This window comes from Lelliottia sp. GFLA7 (assembly GCF_056490165.1).
Map to the genome: position 1 here is coordinate 765,245 of NZ_JBWLAQ010000002.1, position 15,029 is coordinate 780,273.

Consider the following 15,029-nt stretch of genomic DNA (forward strand, 5'->3'; position numbering starts at 1 on the left):
ATGGCACTTAAAAAAAAGACACGGTAACTGTTTGTTACTGTGCCTTCTTTTTACAACCGTTTCGATGATCAATCACAAGTCATCAAGGAATGTTTTGTCAAGTTGCTTAAATGCCCGCTTGAGCGTATCCGCCAGCGCCTGATAATCGGGTTTACCTTCGACCGGAGCGAGCGCCTGCCCTGCTTCCTGAAGTTTACCGCGCACTTCATAAAACCAGTTTAAAATAGTCGGTGGCAACGGCGTGACCGAGCGCTTGCCCAGCCACCACAAACCCTGCATTGGCAGACTGAGTGCAAACAGAGCCGTGGCGACAGCCGGTCCCAGTTGTCCACCCAGCGCAATTTGCCAGCACAGGGTAAAGACCGCGATCGGCGGCATAAAGCGAATCGCATAGCGGGTAATGCGAATGACCCGGTTATCTACGAACACGGGCGCAAGACGCTTTTCCAGGGGCCACGTCTTTGCATAAAGCTGGCCTCGACGAAAAAGGCTAAAGAAGCTCACGGAGGGGTTCTCAGGTGTCGACATGGCTGTACCTCAACTTCACATATAAAAATTAAAATTTTCGTGCAAAACCACAACAAGCTATGACAACGTTCAAAATATTTTGTCATAGCTACCCAGTATCGGGTATTCTGTGCCAGCCTCAAAGGGCCTTAGACGAGAATCGTTAACTCGTCAAATTATCGCATATTATGCCATTGTCTGAAAATCGTTCAAAATGGCGTAAAATCATATGGATTTCTTTCATCATGCCAGAAAGTTCGTTTGGCATGATGTTAATCATAAATGTCTGGGTCCTCATGCGCTACGCTTTGAGACTCACTGACGTTTTTTTAGCCACGTATCAATAATAGGTACTTCCATGTCGAGTAAGTTAGTACTGGTTCTGAACTGCGGTAGCTCCTCCCTTAAATTCGCCATCATCGATGCGATCAACGGTGAAGAGTACCTCTCTGGTTTGTCCGAGTGTTTCCATCTTCCTGAAGCACGTATCAAATGGAAAATGGACGGCAGCAAACAAGAAGCGGCTTTAGGTGCAGGCGCCGCTCACAGTGAAGCGCTGAACTTTATCGTTAACACTATTCTGGCACAAAAACCAGAACTGTCTGCTCAGCTGACGTCGATCGGTCACCGTATCGTCCACGGCGGTGAAAAATACACCAGCTCCGTCATCATTGATGAAACCGTAATTCAGGGCATCAAAGATGCTGCGCCGTTCGCTCCGCTGCACAACCCGGCTCACCTGATCGGCATTTACGAAGCACTAAAATCCTTCCCGAACCTGAAAGACAAAAACGTGGCTGTGTTTGACACCGCGTTCCATCAGACGATGCCGGAAGAGTCTTACCTCTACGCCCTGCCTTACAAACTGTACAAAGAGCACGGTGTACGTCGCTACGGCGCGCACGGTACCAGCCACTTCTACGTGACTCAAGAAGCCGCGAAGATGCTGAACAAGCCAGTGGAAGAAGTGAACATCATCACGTGCCACCTGGGCAACGGCGGTTCCGTTTCTGCCATCCGTAACGGTCAATGCGTTGATACGTCTATGGGTCTGACCCCGCTGGAAGGCCTGGTGATGGGTACGCGTTCTGGCGATATCGATCCGGCTATTATCTTCCACCTTCACGACACTTTGGGCATGAGCGTTGACGAGATCAACAAAATGCTGACCAAAGAGTCTGGCCTGCTGGGTCTGACCGAAGTCACCAGCGACTGCCGTTATGTTGAAGACAACTACGCAGATAAAGAAGACGCTAAACGTGCAATGGACGTTTACTGCCACCGCCTGGCGAAATACATCGGTTCTTACACTGCACTGATGGACGGTCGCCTGGATGCTGTTGTCTTCACCGGTGGTATCGGTGAAAACGCCGCGATGGTTCGCGAACTGTCCCTGGGCAAACTGGGCGTTCTGGGCTTCGATGTTGATCACGAACGTAACCTGGCCGCGCGTTTCGGCAAATCCGGTTACATCAACAAAGAAGGCACCCGTCTGGCGATGGTTATCCCAACCAATGAAGAGTTGGTCATCGCACAAGACGCAAACCGTCTGACTGCCTAATACCACACCGCCAGCCTTGCTGGCGGTGCTGTTTTGTACCCCGCCCACTGCGGCGGTAACCAAAAGAGGATAAACCGTGTCCCGTATTATTATGCTCATCCCTACCGGAACCAGCGTCGGCCTGACCAGCGTCAGCCTTGGCGTTATCCGTGCTATGGAGCGCAAAGGCGTTCGTCTGAGCGTCTTTAAGCCTATCGCCCAGCCTCGTGCGGGTGGCGATGCGCCAGACCAAACCACTGCCATTGTGCGTGCCAACTCCAATCTGCCAGCGGCTGAACCGCTGAAGATGAGTCACGTTGAATCTCTGCTCTCCAGCAATCAGAAAGACGTGCTGATGGAAGAGATCATCGCGAACTACCACGCAAACACCCAGAACGCGGAAGTGGTTCTGGTTGAAGGTCTGGTTCCGACGCGTAAACACCAGTTTGCTCAGTCACTGAACTACGAAATCGCTAAGACTCTGAATGCAGAAATCGTGTTCGTGATGTCTCAGGGTACCGACACGCAGGAACAGCTGAAAGAACGTATTGAGCTGACCCGCAGCAGCTTCGGCGGCGCGAAAAACGCCAACATCACTGGCGTTATCGTCAACAAGCTGAACGCGCCTGTTGATGAACAAGGCCGTACCCGCCCTGATCTGTCAGAAATTTTCGACGACTCTTCCAAAGCGACCGTCGTGAAAGTGGATCCTGCTCAGCTTAGCGAAAGCAGCCCACTGCCAATTCTGGGCGCGGTGCCGTGGAGCTTTGATCTGATTGCAACTCGTGCAATCGACATGGCACGCCACCTGAACGCTACCGTGGTTAACGAAGGCGACATTCAGACCCGCCGCGTGAAGTCCGTTACCTTCTGTGCGCGTAGCATTCCGCACATGCTGGAACACTTCCGTGCAGGTTCCCTGTTGGTGACTTCCGCAGACCGTCCAGACGTGCTGGTTGCAGCGTGTCTGGCCGCGATGAATGGCGTAGAAATCGGTGCGATTCTGCTGACCGGTGCATACGAAATGGACGCACGCGTCAGCAAGCTGTGCGAACGTGCTTTCGCGACTGGCCTGCCAGTATTCATGGTGAACACCAACACCTGGCAGACCTCTCTGAGCCTGCAGAGCTTCAACCTGGAAGTTCCGGTTGACGACCATGAGCGTATCGAGAAAGTTCAGGAATACGTTGCAAGCTTCATCAATGCTGAGTGGATCGAATCCCTGACAGCGACCTCTGAGCGCAGCCGCCGTCTGTCTCCGCCAGCCTTCCGTTACCAGCTGACTGAGCTGGCACGTAAAGCCGGCAAACGCGTTGTTCTGCCAGAAGGTGATGAGCCACGTACCGTTAAAGCAGCTGCTATCTGCGCTGAGCGCGGAATCGCGACCTGCGTACTGCTCGGTAACCCTGATGAAATCACCCGCATCGCCGCATCTCAAGGCGTTGAGCTGGGTTCAGGTATCGAAATCGTTGATCCAGAAGTGGTTCGCGAAAGCTATGTTGCCCGTCTGGTTGAGCTGCGTAAGAGCAAAGGCATGACCGAAGCCGTTGCGCGCGAACAGCTGGAAGACAACGTGGTGCTGGGTACGCTGATGCTGGAACAGGATGAAGTTGATGGCCTGGTTTCTGGTGCGGTTCATACCACTGCGAACACCATTCGTCCGCCGCTGCAGTTGATCAAAACGGCACCAGGCAGTTCGCTGGTTTCATCTGTGTTCTTCATGCTGCTGCCAGAACAGGTTTATGTTTACGGTGACTGCGCGATCAACCCAGATCCAACCGCAGAACAGCTGGCTGAAATCGCGATTCAGTCTGCGGATTCCGCGATTGCCTTTGGTATCGAGCCACGCGTTGCAATGCTTTCCTACTCTACCGGCACTTCGGGTGCAGGTAGCGATGTAGAGAAAGTGCGCGAAGCGACACGTCTGGCACAGGAAAAACGTCCTGATCTGATCATCGACGGTCCACTGCAGTATGACGCCGCCGTAATGGCTGATGTGGCGAAATCCAAAGCGCCTAACTCTCCGGTTGCGGGTCGCGCTACCGTGTTCATCTTCCCAGACTTGAACACCGGCAACACCACCTATAAAGCGGTACAGCGTTCTGCCGACCTGATCTCCATTGGGCCGATGCTGCAAGGCATGCGCAAACCTGTGAACGACCTGTCCCGTGGCGCGCTGGTAGACGATATCGTTTATACCATCGCACTGACTGCGATTCAGTCTTCTCAGCAGCAGTAATCTGCCTCCGGGCAATCAAAAAAGGCGACCTGTTGGTCGCCTTTTTATTTACCTCTGTATTACAACAACTCTCGCGCCGCTGACACAATATCGTGCGCTGTCAGACCATACTCTTTTTGCAAGAAATCCTGCGTTCCGACCTGACCGTAACGCTCTTTTACGCCCACGCGCCGCATCGGTACCGGGCACGTTTCGACCAGCACTTCCGCCACCGCCGAACCCAATCCGTTGTGGATGCTGTGGTTTTCGCAGGTCACAATCCGGCCCGTTTTTTCAGCGTAGTTTTTCACCAGCATTCGGTCGATAGGTTTCAGGGTGAACATATCGATGACTGCCGCGCTTACGCCCTCCTGTTCAAGCTGACGTGCTGCTTCTAATGCTTCCGCAACCATGATTCCGTTGGCGATAAGGGTAATGTCGTGCCCTTCCCGCAATACGTTACCCTTGCCGATGGTAAACGTTGAGCCCGGTGCGTAAACGCTTGGTGCTTGCTTGCGGATTGTGCGGACCCAGTAGAATCCTTCCAGATCGATAAGCTGACGCAATACATCCTCAAACATCACGGCATCCGTCACTTCCAGCACCACGGAATGCGCCAGACCACGCACAATACCCATATCCTCAAATGACATGTGCGTACCGCCGTTATGGCAGGCCGTAACGCCTGCATCCGAAGCGATGACCTTGACATTATTTCGCTGATAATCCAAAGACATAAACAGCTGATCGAAACAACGCCGGCTGGCAAAAGCCGTAAAAGTATGCACAAACGGCTTACGTCCAGTCAGCGATAAACCCGCGGCCGTGCCAATCACGTTGGCTTCCATAATGCCGCAGTTGATGACGTGCTGTGGATAATCACGCGCTACGCCATCCATCGCCATTGAGCTCATCAGGTCCGCTTCAAGGGCAATAATATCGCTGCCCGCTTCTATCTGACTCGCCACGAAACCGGCATACACTTTACGCATCTCAACAGCGTCTTTCTGTCCTGCGGGTGCAACCTTAATCATTTGCGGCCTCCAGTTGGCGAATCGTCTCGTTGAGCGCGGCTTTAACTTCATCCGTCAGGCGTAAATGGTGAGAGTTGCTAAGCTGCTCCAGATACGGCACGCCCTGCCCTTTTATGCTGTCGAGGATCACCACGCGCGGCCTGGCCTGAGCCTCAGGTACTGGCGTCACGACCTCGAGCAGACCGGGAATGTCATCGCCTTTGACCGTCATCACGTCAAAACCAAATGCGCGGAATTTACCTTCCAGATCAAAGGCGCAAATGATTTCGTCCAGTTCACCATCGAGCTGTTGTTTATTCCAGTCGACGAACACGGTCAGATTATTCAGACGGTGATGGGCAATAAACTGGAACGCTTCCCAGCACTGTCCTTCATTCAGTTCACCATCTCCCACAATGCAGAAGACACGATTTGGCCGGCCCGCCAGCTTATGCGACAGCGCCATGCCGCCCGCAATGGAAATCCCCTGCCCCAGTGAGCCGGTCGTGGCATCCACACCACGCGTCTTGAGCCGATCCGGGTGGCTCGGCAGGCGTGTTCCGTTATGATTAAGCGTACTTAGCTCCGCAACCGGGAAATAGCCTTTAATCGCCAGCGTGCTGTAAAGCGCGGGACCGGCGTGGCCTTTCGACAGCACAAAGTAATCACGCTCTGACCAGTCGGGATCGGCTGGGTCGATTTTCATCACCGAACCGTAAAGTACCGCCAGGGTCTCGACCACCGACATACTGCCGCCATAATGCCCAAAACCCAGCTGCGTTAGCGATTTGAGCGTCGCCACGCGGATATCACGCGCCAGTCGGGTAACCTCATTCACATTCATGATTTAGCTCCGGTGTTTTCCTGCGCATTACCGCCAGCAGATTTGTTTTTAGCAAACACGTTGTAGGCCACCAGCAGGGCGAATACCGCCACGACAAGGCCCGTAATTGCAAACGGTGAGAGATAACGCGCGAGGTTGCCCAACAGAATCCCGACAGCACCGAAGTCAGCGTCCGAGAACGTGGTGTTAGCAAACCCGATTGCGCCGAGCACTGGCAGCAGCAGGACCGGGAGGAACGTGATCAGCAGACCGTTGGCAAATGCACCAATCATCGCGCCACGACGTCCGCCCGTCGCATTCCCAAATACACCCGCTGTCGCACCGGTGAAGAAGTGTGGAACTACGCCAGGCAGGATCAGCACCCAGTTCAACTGGCCGCAGATTAACAAGCCCACCAGTCCACCCAGGAAGCTGAACAGGAAACCGATCAGCACGGCGTTAGGGGCGTAGGGATAAACCACCGGACAGTCCAGCGCAGGGCGCGCATTCGGTACCAGTTTCTCCGAGAACCCGGTAAAGGCCGGAACGATTTCTGCCAGAATCAGACGCACACCCTGCAGGATGATGAACACGCCAGCGGCGAACGTAATGGCCATGATAATCGCGTAAACCAGGTAGTTTTGCCCGCCGCTGTACGTGCTTTCTACGTACTCGCGTCCCGCACTCACCGCCATGATCAGATAAATAATCATCATGGTCAGCGAGATTGATATTGAACTGTCGCGCAGGAAGCTCAGGTTCTTCGGCAGATTCATCTCTTCCGTTGAACGTGAACCTTTACCGCATTTGCTGCCGATCCAACCGGAAAGCACGTAGCCCAGAGTACCGAAGTGACCAAAGGCGATATCGTCGTTACCGGTGATACGTTTCATGTAGCGCTGCGCGATCGCGGGGAAGAACGCCATCACCAGACCAAGAATCAACGAGCCGGTAAAGACCAGACCGACGCCTTCAAACCCAGCGACCGTCAGGATCACACCGATCATACATGCCATATAAAAAGTGTGGTGGCCGGTGAGGAAGATGTATTTAAGGCGCGTAAAGCGGGCGACAATAATATTTGCCACCATACCAAAGGCCATAATCAGCGCGGTTGATGCGCCATATTTTTCCAGAGCGATGGAAACAATCGCTTCATTATTCGGGATAATCCCTTGAATATTGAATGCGTGCTCAAACATACCGCCTAATGGATTTAATGATCCGACCAGTACGGTCGCACCACCGCCCAAGACAATAAAGCCGAGAATGGTTTTAATCGTACCTTTAACGACATCAGAAAAAGGTTTTTTCTGCGCCACCAGCCCGATCAATGCAATTAAGCCAACCAGTACCGAAGGGACTTTTAAAATATCAACAACGAAATTCAGCGTTTCGAGGATAAACATATCCACCTCACTAAAGTTATTGTTTGTCGAACCAGGCGCGTAATTGCGCTTCGAGTTCATTAATGTCGATGATGTTGTTGATCACCACCAGCTGGCTTTCAGGCACGCTTGCGCTGTCGGCGATATCTTTCGCCATCACGAAAACGTCGGCAGCACCCGGCGTGGCGGATGACAGATCGGAGTGCTCTACTTCAGCTTCAATATTTAATTTTTTTAGCACTTTTTTGATATTCATTTCGACCATGAAACTGCTGCCCAGGCCGGAACCACAAATCGCCATAATTTTCATTGTTATGCCTTTTTCGAGTAGAGTACATCCGCATCACGCGCAGGCGTAATGTGTTTATTTATTGGAATGCGTAATATCTAAAATCGTTCGATGACGGCGTTTATTTCCTCCCGTGTGTTTGCCCTGTGCAATTCAGCCAAATCGTCATCACTGGAAAATAACTCAGCCAGCGCAGAAATCATTTCGATGTGACTATTTTTGTCAGGTGCAGCAAGCATGATGATAATATCAACCGGATCGAATTCTCCGGCACCAAATGAAACTCCCTGTTTAAGTTTTAATAATGAGAGACCCAGTCCTTTAGCCCCTTCTTCTGGCCGCGCATGCGGCATCGCTAGCCCTGGTGCCAGCACATAATACGGTCCTAACTTATGATGTTGCTCAACGATCGCCGTAACGTATTCCGGAGCAATCACGTTCACATCCAGCAGTGGCTGGGCACATATCTCCAGTGCCTGTGCCCAGTTTTCAACCCGATCCTCGAGAATGATGGTGGCATCGTTTAACCATTTATTGAGCACTGTCTTCTCCTGCCCTTGCGCCTAGAATGAGCAAACTTTATTCAACCCATGAATAGTTAGCTGCGATCAAGATCACAAAGATAGCGCTACCAATCTTTAACATCCAAAATTGTGATAGCGCTATCAAATTACAATCAGCGCGGGAAATCACAGTAAAAAAAGGGATTTAAGGCGTATACTGAATCAACGTGAAGCGAAGGATGAGAAGAAAATCGCGTCTGTCATCAGGAACGAGTATGTCTTTAACCCGAAAACGACGTAGTACCGGCAAAGTGACGATCTCTGACGTCGCGCAGCTTGCCGGCGTGGGTACCATGACGGTGTCCCGCGCATTGCGCACGCCCGAACAGGTTTCCGATAAGCTACGAGAAAAAATAGAAGCGGCGGTGCATGAACTGGGATATATGCCCAACCTTGCCGCTAGTGCGCTGGCATCGGCGTCATCATGGACCATCGCAATGGTCGTTCCCAATCTTGCAGAAGATGGCTGTTCTGAGATGTTTGCCGGATTGCAGCAAATCCTGCAACCTGCCGGATACCAGATCATCCTGGCTGAATCTCAACACCGCCCCGAACAAGAAGAGAAATTACTGGAAACGCTGCTGGCATCGAATATCGCAGCCGCTATCTTACTCAGCGTTGAACATACCGACACCGTCCGCCATTGGCTGAAAAACGCTTCAATTCCGGTGATGGAAATGGGTGCGATGCGCGCCGATCCGCTCGATATGAACATTGGAATTGATAACGTTGCGGCGATGTACGAGATAACCGAACTGGTCATTCAGCGGGGATATCAAAACATTGGTCTGCTGTGCGCCAATCAGGAACAGTGGATTTTCCAGCAGCATCTGCAAGGCTGGTATAAAGCGATGTTACGCCACCACCTTTCGCCTAACAGAGTGATCAATGCTGCGCTCCCGCCTAATTTCTCGACCGGCGCGTCACAACTGCCGGAGTTTTTACTCGCCTGGCCGGAACTGGATGCGCTGGTGTGCGTTTCGGATGAGCTGGCGTGCGGGGTGTTGTACGAATGTCAGCGCAGACGCATCAAAGTGCCTGACGATCTGGCCGTCGTCGGTTTTGGCGATAGTGATGTGAGCCGCGTCTGTCAGCCACCTTTGACCACAATGGCTGTGCCACACCGCAAGATTGGTGTTGAAGCCGGACGGGCTTTGCTGGAACGGATGAATGGCGGCGACTGGCGCGATCAGAAACCGATCGCCTCCAGTCTGTGTCTGCGGGAAAGTTGCTAAGGCTTATTCAGCCTGTTCTTGCTTTTCAGGTTTAGCGGATTCATTTTTAGCATTGCGGCTCATCCACAGAGCCAGCGCTTTAAGTGAGTCCGGCGTGAACTCATCGCAGCGCGCGGTAATCTCTTCTGGCGTCATCCAGCTCACTTCGCTCACTTCTTCTTCCTGAAGCGCAAACGGTCCGTGGGACACGCAGCTAAACAGGCCTCCCCAGACACGGCAGTGCTGATCTTCAAAATAGAACTGACCGTGCTCAGCAAACGGCACGCCCGCGATGCCTAACTCTTCTTCTGCTTCGCGGCGAGCAGAGTCCAGCAGAATTTCATCTGCCTGCACGACGCCTCCTGCGGTGGCGTCCAGCATACCCGGAAGAAAATCTTTTGTTTCAGTACGTCGCTGTACCAGGATCTTACCCATTCCGTCGTGGACAACGATGTAAGTTGCGCGATGACGCAGACGCTGCGCGCGCATTTGCTCGCGGCTCGCCTGGGCGATCACGTCATTGTCTTCGTTGACAATATCAACCCATTCTGTACTTGCCAAATGACTCTGCTCCACCATCGGGAACCCTTCTCGTTAAGCGCTCTTTTGGCGCGTTTACAGTTGAGGTGTAACTTACGTATTAATGCTGACCTGCGCAATAACTTGCTGATCATTAAGTGCGATAACGCGTAATTGATTATCGTCCAGAACACCGTAGCTGGGCGCATGCCCGCCTTTCGGTATACTGACTGAGCCGGGATTGAAATGCATAATTTCCCCCCGCCTCTCAGCCACTGGAATATGAGTATGACCGTAAACCAGCACATCGCCAGTCGTCAGCGCGGGCAGATTATCCGGGCCGAAGAGATGACCGTGGGTCAAAAATAAACGGCAATTCTCCAGCAAAACCTGTTGCCACGGCGCGGTTATCGGGAAATGCAGCAGCATCTGGTCCACTTCGCTGTCGCAATTACCGCGAACAGCGATGACTTTATCCGCGTACTGATTAAGTTTATCCGCTACCTGCGCGGGGGCATAACCTTCCGGCAGTGCGTTGCGCGGGCCATGATTGAGCACGTCACCCAAAATAATGAGCCACTGTGCGCCGCTTTGTTCAAACAGCGACAGTACGCGTTCGGTGGCGGGCAACGATCCGTGGATATCTGATGCAAACATAAGTTTCATCAATCACTCCTGACGAAAAAACACGGCCCTATGATACCTCAGTCAGCAGTCTTAATCAGCCTGCACGCTTAGCAGAAAGCGCGACATAACGCTGTACCGATGCGCGTTGCCACTGGAACGCGGCATAATCCACCAGCGCTTGCGGCACGTCATCTCCATTCAGGACCAGGCGATTTAACATCAGGGCAAGATCGGCATCGGCAATACACCATTCACCAAACAAATTGGGGTTGCCATGCTCAAGCAGTCTGGAGGCCGTATCAAACAATTTACTGGCACTCGCCGCCCCGGCGTGCGACAGCGCAGGTTTTTTCACGCCAGCAAAAATCACGTCGGTCGAACGCTCTTCACGAATCGGTCCTAAATCGCTGCGTAACCACGCTTGAATCTGCCGAGCACGGGCGCGCTTTTGCAGGTCATGCGGATAGATTCGTTCCCACTCAGGCGGTGCAAAACGCTCTTCCAGATACTCATCAATCGCAGAAGACTCGCTCAACTCAAAGCCGTCAATTTCCAGAACAGGCACGCGACGCGTCAGCGCATAGCCCTGCCAGTGCGGTGTGAGATGCTCACCCCGATCTAAATCCACGGTTTTAAGCGTAAACGTCAGGCCCTTCTCCGCCAGCGCAACGTACACACTCATGACGTAGGGTGAGAAATAGTTGTTATCGGACCACAGGGTAATCGCAGGTTGGCTCATAGCATCCTCATCGGCAGTTCGGTTTTCATCCAACATATCGCCTCCTGGCTTTCCTGTCACTTGATCAAAACTCACGATTTACCGCCAGCACCTATACTCGATTCTATTTGCTGAGTCATGTCACGACAGGAGTTGAAATGATAGACCTCTATTACGCCCCAACCCCAAACGGTCATAAAATCACGCTTTTTCTGGAAGAAACACAGATAGATTACCGCATCATTAAAGTGGATATCAGCAAGGGCGATCAGTTCAGGCCCGACTTTCTGACCATCTCCCCTAATAACAAAATTCCGGCCATCGTCGATAGCGAACCGGCAGATGGCGGAAGACCATTCAGTTTGTTTGAATCGGGCGAAATCTTGCTGTATCTGGCTGAAAAATCCGGAAAACTGTTGAGTGGTGAACTGCGTGAGCGCCACCACACGCTGCAGTGGCTCTTCTGGCAGACCAGCGGGCTTGGGCCGATGCTCGGGCAAAATCATCATTTTAATCATTTCGCCCCGCAAACCATCCCCTATGCCATTGAACGTTATCAGTTTGAAACTCAACGGCTTTACACCGTGATGAACAAACGGCTGGAGACGTCGCCGTGGTTGGGCGGAGACCATTACAGCATTGCCGATATCGCCTGCTGGCCGTGGATCAACGCGCATGAGCGCCAGCGAATCAATCTGGCCAATTACCCTGCGGTGAATAACTGGTTCGAGCGAATCCGTCACCGCCCCGCGACCGAACGTGCCATGCAGAAAATGCAGTAAATATAAGCGCGTGGCGGAATGTGCGCGGCGTATTTCCTCATGTATCATGAGGCAAATAATGAACGGAGGAAGCCTGCAATGTCACAGCACGACGCGATTATTCGTATAAAAAATTTACGCCTGCGCACGTTTATTGGGATCAAAGCCGAAGAGATGGAGAATCGACAGGATATCCTCATCAATGTAGTTATCCACTATCCGGCCGATAAAGCGCGCGCCAGCGAAGATATCAACGATGCGCTGAACTATCGCACCATTACCAAAAACATCATTAAGTACGTTGAAAATAACCGTTTCTCATTGCTGGAAAAATTAACTCAGGATGTGCTCGATATCGCACGCGAACATCCTTGGGTCACTTATGCTGAGGTAGAGATCGATAAACTTCACGCGCTACGTTATGCCGACTCCGTCTCCATGACGTTGAGCTGGCGCCGCTAAGCGCAAGCCAGGAGGTCGTATGAAGATTCTGATGACAGGCGGTACTGGCCTGATTGGTCGCCATCTCGTTCCACGCCTGCAAGCGCTGAAACATGATGTCACCGTTGTCACGCGCAGCCCGGATAAAGCGCGCCAGCTGCTCGGCAATGATGTTGGCATCTGGAAAGGACTGTCTGAATATCAGAATCTCGACGGCTTCGATGCTGTCATTAATCTTGCCGGTGAACCCATTGCCGATAAGCGCTGGACGGAACAGCAAAAACAGCGATTGTGCGATAGCCGCTGGAACATCACGCAAAAACTGGTCGATCTATTCCTCGCCAGTGAAACGCCGCCATCGGTGTTGATCTCTGGTTCGGCGGCGGGTTATTACGGCGATCTCGGTGAAGTCGTTGTTACCGAAGAAGAGCCACCGCATAACGAGTTCACCCACAAACTCTGCGCGCGCTGGGAGCAGATTGCCTGCGGTGCGCAAAGCGATCGCACCCGCGTCTGTCTGCTGCGTACCGGCGTCGTGCTGGCGCCAAAAGGCGGGATTCTGGCGAAGATGATGCCCGTCTTTAAGCTGGGACTAGGCGGCCCCATTGGCAACGGACGTCAGTATCTGGCGTGGATTCATGTCGACGATATGATCAATGCGATTATTTGGCTGCTGGATAACGATCTGCGCGGCCCGTTCAACATGGTGTCGCCGTATCCGGTTCGCAATGAACAGTTTGCGCATGCGCTCGGCCATGCGCTAAAACGCCCTGCCATTCTGCGTGCCCCGGCAACTGCCGTTCGATTGATAATGGGCGAATCGTCAGTACTGGTGCTTGGCGGACAGCGCGCTCTGCCAAAACGCCTCGAAGCGGCCGGATTTGCGTTTCGCTGGTATGACTTAGAGGAAGCGTTGGGAGATGTGGTGGGTTAAATTGGCCGCGTTACGTATGGTAAAGTCACTATTCTGACTCCCTGCAATGGCGTAACAATGGCGACGATCACCACTCCCCGGCTCCTTCTCACTCCTTTTGAACCCTCCGACTGGGCGTTTTTTCGCTCGCTGCGTGAAGACCGCGACATCATGCGGTTTATGGCCAGCATCGCTTCAGAAAAAGAGACCCGCCGCGTTTTTGCCGCCCGTCTGACGGCGCAGCATACCTTTGTTATTCGCACTCATGACGATGACACCCCGTTGGGTGACATTGGCCTGCACGTTAGCGCAGAGTTCCGTGAAGAGGCAGACATCGGTTATACCGTGATTCCGCAGGCGCAGGGCAGAGGTATCGCCAGCGAAGCGCTACGTGCGGTATGCGATTACGCGTTTAATCAGGTGGGCGTTAAAGCGGTAAATGCGTATGTACTGGCGGATAATGTCGGTTCGGTGCGGGTGCTGGAGAAAACCGGATTTGTGCGCACGCAGGTGCTGGAGAAGGCGTACGAAATTGACGGCGTGAAGTATGACGACTGGGCGTATCGGCTTGAATGTGGTGCAGCCTGAATGCCGGACGGTACTGCGTTTGCCCGATCTATGTTTTTTGTAGCCCGGTAAGCGAAGCGCCACCGGGCGATGTGGTTCCACTGCGGTCTGATGCCCTCTCCCACAGGAAGAGGGCGAACTCTCTGTTACTTCAACGACCCCTTCAAAAACTGCTGTAAGCGCGGGCTTTTCGGATTCGCTAAGACGTCATCCGGATGTCCCTGCTCCTCAATTTTACCCTGATGCAGGAAGATGACGTGGTTGGATACGTTTCGGGCAAAGCCCATTTCGTGCGTCACGACCACCATCGTTTTTCCCTCTTCAGCGAGTTGCTGCATAATGCGCAGTACTTCACCTACCAGTTCTGGATCCAGCGCGGACGTCGGTTCATCAAACAGCAGCACTTCGGGTTCCATCGCCAGAGCACGCGCAATTGAAACGCGCTGTTGCTGACCGCCCGACAGATGCACCGGGTATTTAATCTGCTGGCGCTCGTCGATCCCCACTTTCGCCAGATATTTTTCTGCGCGGGTGCGCGCCTCTTGCTTGCTCAGACCCAGCACCTGAATCGGCGCTTCCATCACGTTCTCCAGCACCGTCATATGGCTCCAGAGATTAAAGTGCTGGAATACCATCGTCAGACGGGTACGCAGCAAACGCAGCTGATGCTTGTCCGCCACTTTTAGCTGCCCGTCTTTATCGCGCACCAGGTTAATTTGTTGCCCACTGACGACGATGGAACCTTCGCTTGGCTTTTCAAGGAAGTTAATGCAGCGCAGGAAGGTACTTTTCCCCGAACCGGATGAGCCGATAATACTGATGACATCGCCCGCGTTTGCCTGCAACGACACCCCTTTCAGCACTTCATGTTCGCCGTAGCGCTTGTGCAAGTCGATAACGTTTAGTTTGTTCTCAGCCATCTTTATTC

Annotated in this window: 17 protein-coding genes; 7 read left to right on the plus strand and 10 right to left on the minus strand. The window is 52.8% G+C overall.

What is annotated here, in order from left to right:
• Positions 1–72: 72 nt before the first annotated feature.
• Complete coding sequence (gene yfbV / locus AC07RN_RS09160; RefSeq protein WP_015959837.1) at positions 73–528, minus strand: terminus macrodomain insulation protein YfbV; 456 nt, start codon at positions 526–528, stop codon at positions 73–75.
• Positions 529–865: 337 nt separating this feature from the next.
• Here yfbV and ackA point away from each other — a divergent pair, with 337 nt between their 5' ends.
• On the plus strand, positions 866–2,068 hold the full coding sequence (ackA, locus tag AC07RN_RS09165; RefSeq protein ID WP_015959838.1) for an acetate kinase: 1,203 nt from the start codon (positions 866–868) through the stop codon (positions 2,066–2,068).
• A 76-nt stretch (positions 2,069–2,144) separates the two neighbouring features.
• Positions 2,145–4,286 (plus strand): phosphate acetyltransferase, encoded by a 2,142-nt coding sequence (gene pta, locus AC07RN_RS09170; RefSeq protein WP_015959839.1) that lies wholly within the window; start codon positions 2,145–2,147, stop codon positions 4,284–4,286.
• A gap of 59 nt (positions 4,287–4,345) precedes the next feature.
• Here the strand turns inward: pta and AC07RN_RS09175 are convergent, their stop codons facing one another.
• The 5 genes from AC07RN_RS09175 to AC07RN_RS09195 form a co-directional block, all read right to left on the minus strand.
• Positions 4,346–5,299, minus strand: a complete 954-nt coding sequence (locus AC07RN_RS09175; RefSeq protein ID WP_015959840.1) for a transketolase family protein — start codon at positions 5,297–5,299, stop codon at positions 4,346–4,348.
• Positions 5,292–6,122, minus strand: coding sequence for a transketolase (locus AC07RN_RS09180; protein ID WP_478336178.1), 831 nt, complete (start codon positions 6,120–6,122; stop codon positions 5,292–5,294). The genes AC07RN_RS09175 and AC07RN_RS09180 overlap by 8 nt, the downstream gene beginning before the upstream one ends.
• Positions 6,119–7,510, minus strand: a complete 1,392-nt coding sequence (locus AC07RN_RS09185) for a PTS ascorbate transporter subunit IIC (protein WP_235133763.1) — start codon at positions 7,508–7,510, stop codon at positions 6,119–6,121. Before AC07RN_RS09185 ends, AC07RN_RS09180 begins: the two co-directional genes overlap by 4 nt.
• 16 nt (positions 7,511–7,526) lie before the next feature.
• Positions 7,527–7,799 (minus strand): PTS sugar transporter subunit IIB, encoded by a 273-nt coding sequence (locus tag AC07RN_RS09190; protein WP_478336179.1) that lies wholly within the window; start codon positions 7,797–7,799, stop codon positions 7,527–7,529.
• 77 nt (positions 7,800–7,876) lie between these two features.
• On the minus strand, positions 7,877–8,320 hold the full coding sequence (locus tag AC07RN_RS09195; protein ID WP_015959844.1) for a PTS sugar transporter subunit IIA: 444 nt from the start codon (positions 8,318–8,320) through the stop codon (positions 7,877–7,879).
• 236 nt (positions 8,321–8,556) lie between these two features.
• Between AC07RN_RS09195 and AC07RN_RS09200 the strand changes: the two genes are divergently transcribed.
• Entirely contained in the window at positions 8,557–9,576 is a 1,020-nt protein-coding gene (locus tag AC07RN_RS09200; RefSeq protein ID WP_015959845.1) for a LacI family DNA-binding transcriptional regulator, read from the plus strand.
• Positions 9,577–9,579: 3 nt separating this feature from the next.
• Here AC07RN_RS09200 and yfcD read toward each other — a convergent pair whose 3' ends face one another.
• The 3 genes from yfcD to yfcF are packed head-to-tail and all read right to left on the minus strand — an operon-like array spanning position 9,580 to position 11,440.
• Complete coding sequence (gene yfcD / locus AC07RN_RS09205) at positions 9,580–10,134, minus strand: NUDIX hydrolase YfcD (protein WP_133629720.1); 555 nt, start codon at positions 10,132–10,134, stop codon at positions 9,580–9,582.
• A 54-nt stretch (positions 10,135–10,188) separates the two neighbouring features.
• Positions 10,189–10,740 (minus strand): phosphodiesterase, encoded by a 552-nt coding sequence (yfcE, locus tag AC07RN_RS09210; protein ID WP_478336180.1) that lies wholly within the window; start codon positions 10,738–10,740, stop codon positions 10,189–10,191.
• 55 nt (positions 10,741–10,795) lie between these two features.
• A complete protein-coding gene (gene yfcF, locus AC07RN_RS09215) occupies positions 10,796–11,440 on the minus strand; it encodes a glutathione transferase (RefSeq protein WP_041689700.1) in 645 nt (214 codons plus the stop codon).
• A gap of 137 nt (positions 11,441–11,577) precedes the next feature.
• Between yfcF and yfcG the strand changes: the two genes are divergently transcribed.
• From yfcG to AC07RN_RS09235, 4 genes are all read left to right on the plus strand, one after another.
• The gene (yfcG, locus tag AC07RN_RS09220; protein WP_478336181.1) at positions 11,578–12,201 is read left to right on the plus strand and encodes a GSH-dependent disulfide bond oxidoreductase; all 624 of its coding nucleotides are present in this window, start codon (positions 11,578–11,580) and stop codon (positions 12,199–12,201) included.
• Between the two features lie 78 nt (positions 12,202–12,279).
• On the plus strand, positions 12,280–12,642 hold the full coding sequence (gene folX, locus AC07RN_RS09225) for a dihydroneopterin triphosphate 2'-epimerase (protein WP_015959850.1): 363 nt from the start codon (positions 12,280–12,282) through the stop codon (positions 12,640–12,642).
• Positions 12,643–12,661: 19 nt separating this feature from the next.
• Positions 12,662–13,555, plus strand: a complete 894-nt coding sequence (locus AC07RN_RS09230; protein WP_478336182.1) for a TIGR01777 family oxidoreductase — start codon at positions 12,662–12,664, stop codon at positions 13,553–13,555.
• A gap of 57 nt (positions 13,556–13,612) precedes the next feature.
• Positions 13,613–14,122, plus strand: coding sequence for a GNAT family N-acetyltransferase (locus tag AC07RN_RS09235; RefSeq protein ID WP_478336183.1), 510 nt, complete (start codon positions 13,613–13,615; stop codon positions 14,120–14,122).
• A 125-nt stretch (positions 14,123–14,247) separates the two neighbouring features.
• Here AC07RN_RS09235 and hisP read toward each other — a convergent pair whose 3' ends face one another.
• Positions 14,248–15,021: a histidine ABC transporter ATP-binding protein HisP gene (gene hisP, locus AC07RN_RS09240; protein ID WP_015959853.1), complete on the minus strand. Its 774-nt coding sequence runs from the start codon at positions 15,019–15,021 to the stop codon at positions 14,248–14,250.
• Positions 15,022–15,029: the final 8 nt, after the last annotated feature.

What these genes read in the sequence shown, in the direction of transcription:
- AC07RN_RS09190 (WP_478336179.1), bottom strand. Translation starts at nt 7,799, where the DNA reads ATGAAAATTATGGCGATTTGTGGTTCCGGCCTGGGCAGCAGTTTCATG.
- AC07RN_RS09200 (WP_015959845.1), top strand. Translation starts at nt 8,557, where the DNA reads ATGTCTTTAACCCGAAAACGACGTAGTACCGGCAAAGTGACGATCTCT.
- AC07RN_RS09175 (WP_015959840.1), bottom strand. Translation starts at nt 5,299, where the DNA reads ATGATTAAGGTTGCACCCGCAGGACAGAAAGACGCTGTTGAGATGCGT.
- yfcE (WP_478336180.1), bottom strand. Translation starts at nt 10,740, where the DNA reads ATGAAACTTATGTTTGCATCAGATATCCACGGATCGTTGCCCGCCACC.
- AC07RN_RS09235 (WP_478336183.1), top strand. Translation starts at nt 13,613, where the DNA reads ATGGCGACGATCACCACTCCCCGGCTCCTTCTCACTCCTTTTGAACCC.
- AC07RN_RS09180 (WP_478336178.1), bottom strand. Translation starts at nt 6,122, where the DNA reads ATGAATGTGAATGAGGTTACCCGACTGGCGCGTGATATCCGCGTGGCG.
- yfcG (WP_478336181.1), top strand. Translation starts at nt 11,578, where the DNA reads ATGATAGACCTCTATTACGCCCCAACCCCAAACGGTCATAAAATCACG.
- yfcF (WP_041689700.1), bottom strand. Translation starts at nt 11,440, where the DNA reads ATGAGCCAACCTGCGATTACCCTGTGGTCCGATAACAACTATTTCTCA.
- yfcD (WP_133629720.1), bottom strand. Translation starts at nt 10,134, where the DNA reads ATGGTGGAGCAGAGTCATTTGGCAAGTACAGAATGGGTTGATATTGTC.
- AC07RN_RS09185 (WP_235133763.1), bottom strand. Translation starts at nt 7,510, where the DNA reads ATGTTTATCCTCGAAACGCTGAATTTCGTTGTTGATATTTTAAAAGTC.
- ackA (WP_015959838.1), top strand. Translation starts at nt 866, where the DNA reads ATGTCGAGTAAGTTAGTACTGGTTCTGAACTGCGGTAGCTCCTCCCTT.
- folX (WP_015959850.1), top strand. Translation starts at nt 12,280, where the DNA reads ATGTCACAGCACGACGCGATTATTCGTATAAAAAATTTACGCCTGCGC.
- yfbV (WP_015959837.1), bottom strand. Translation starts at nt 528, where the DNA reads ATGTCGACACCTGAGAACCCCTCCGTGAGCTTCTTTAGCCTTTTTCGT.
- AC07RN_RS09230 (WP_478336182.1), top strand. Translation starts at nt 12,662, where the DNA reads ATGAAGATTCTGATGACAGGCGGTACTGGCCTGATTGGTCGCCATCTC.
- hisP (WP_015959853.1), bottom strand. Translation starts at nt 15,021, where the DNA reads ATGGCTGAGAACAAACTAAACGTTATCGACTTGCACAAGCGCTACGGC.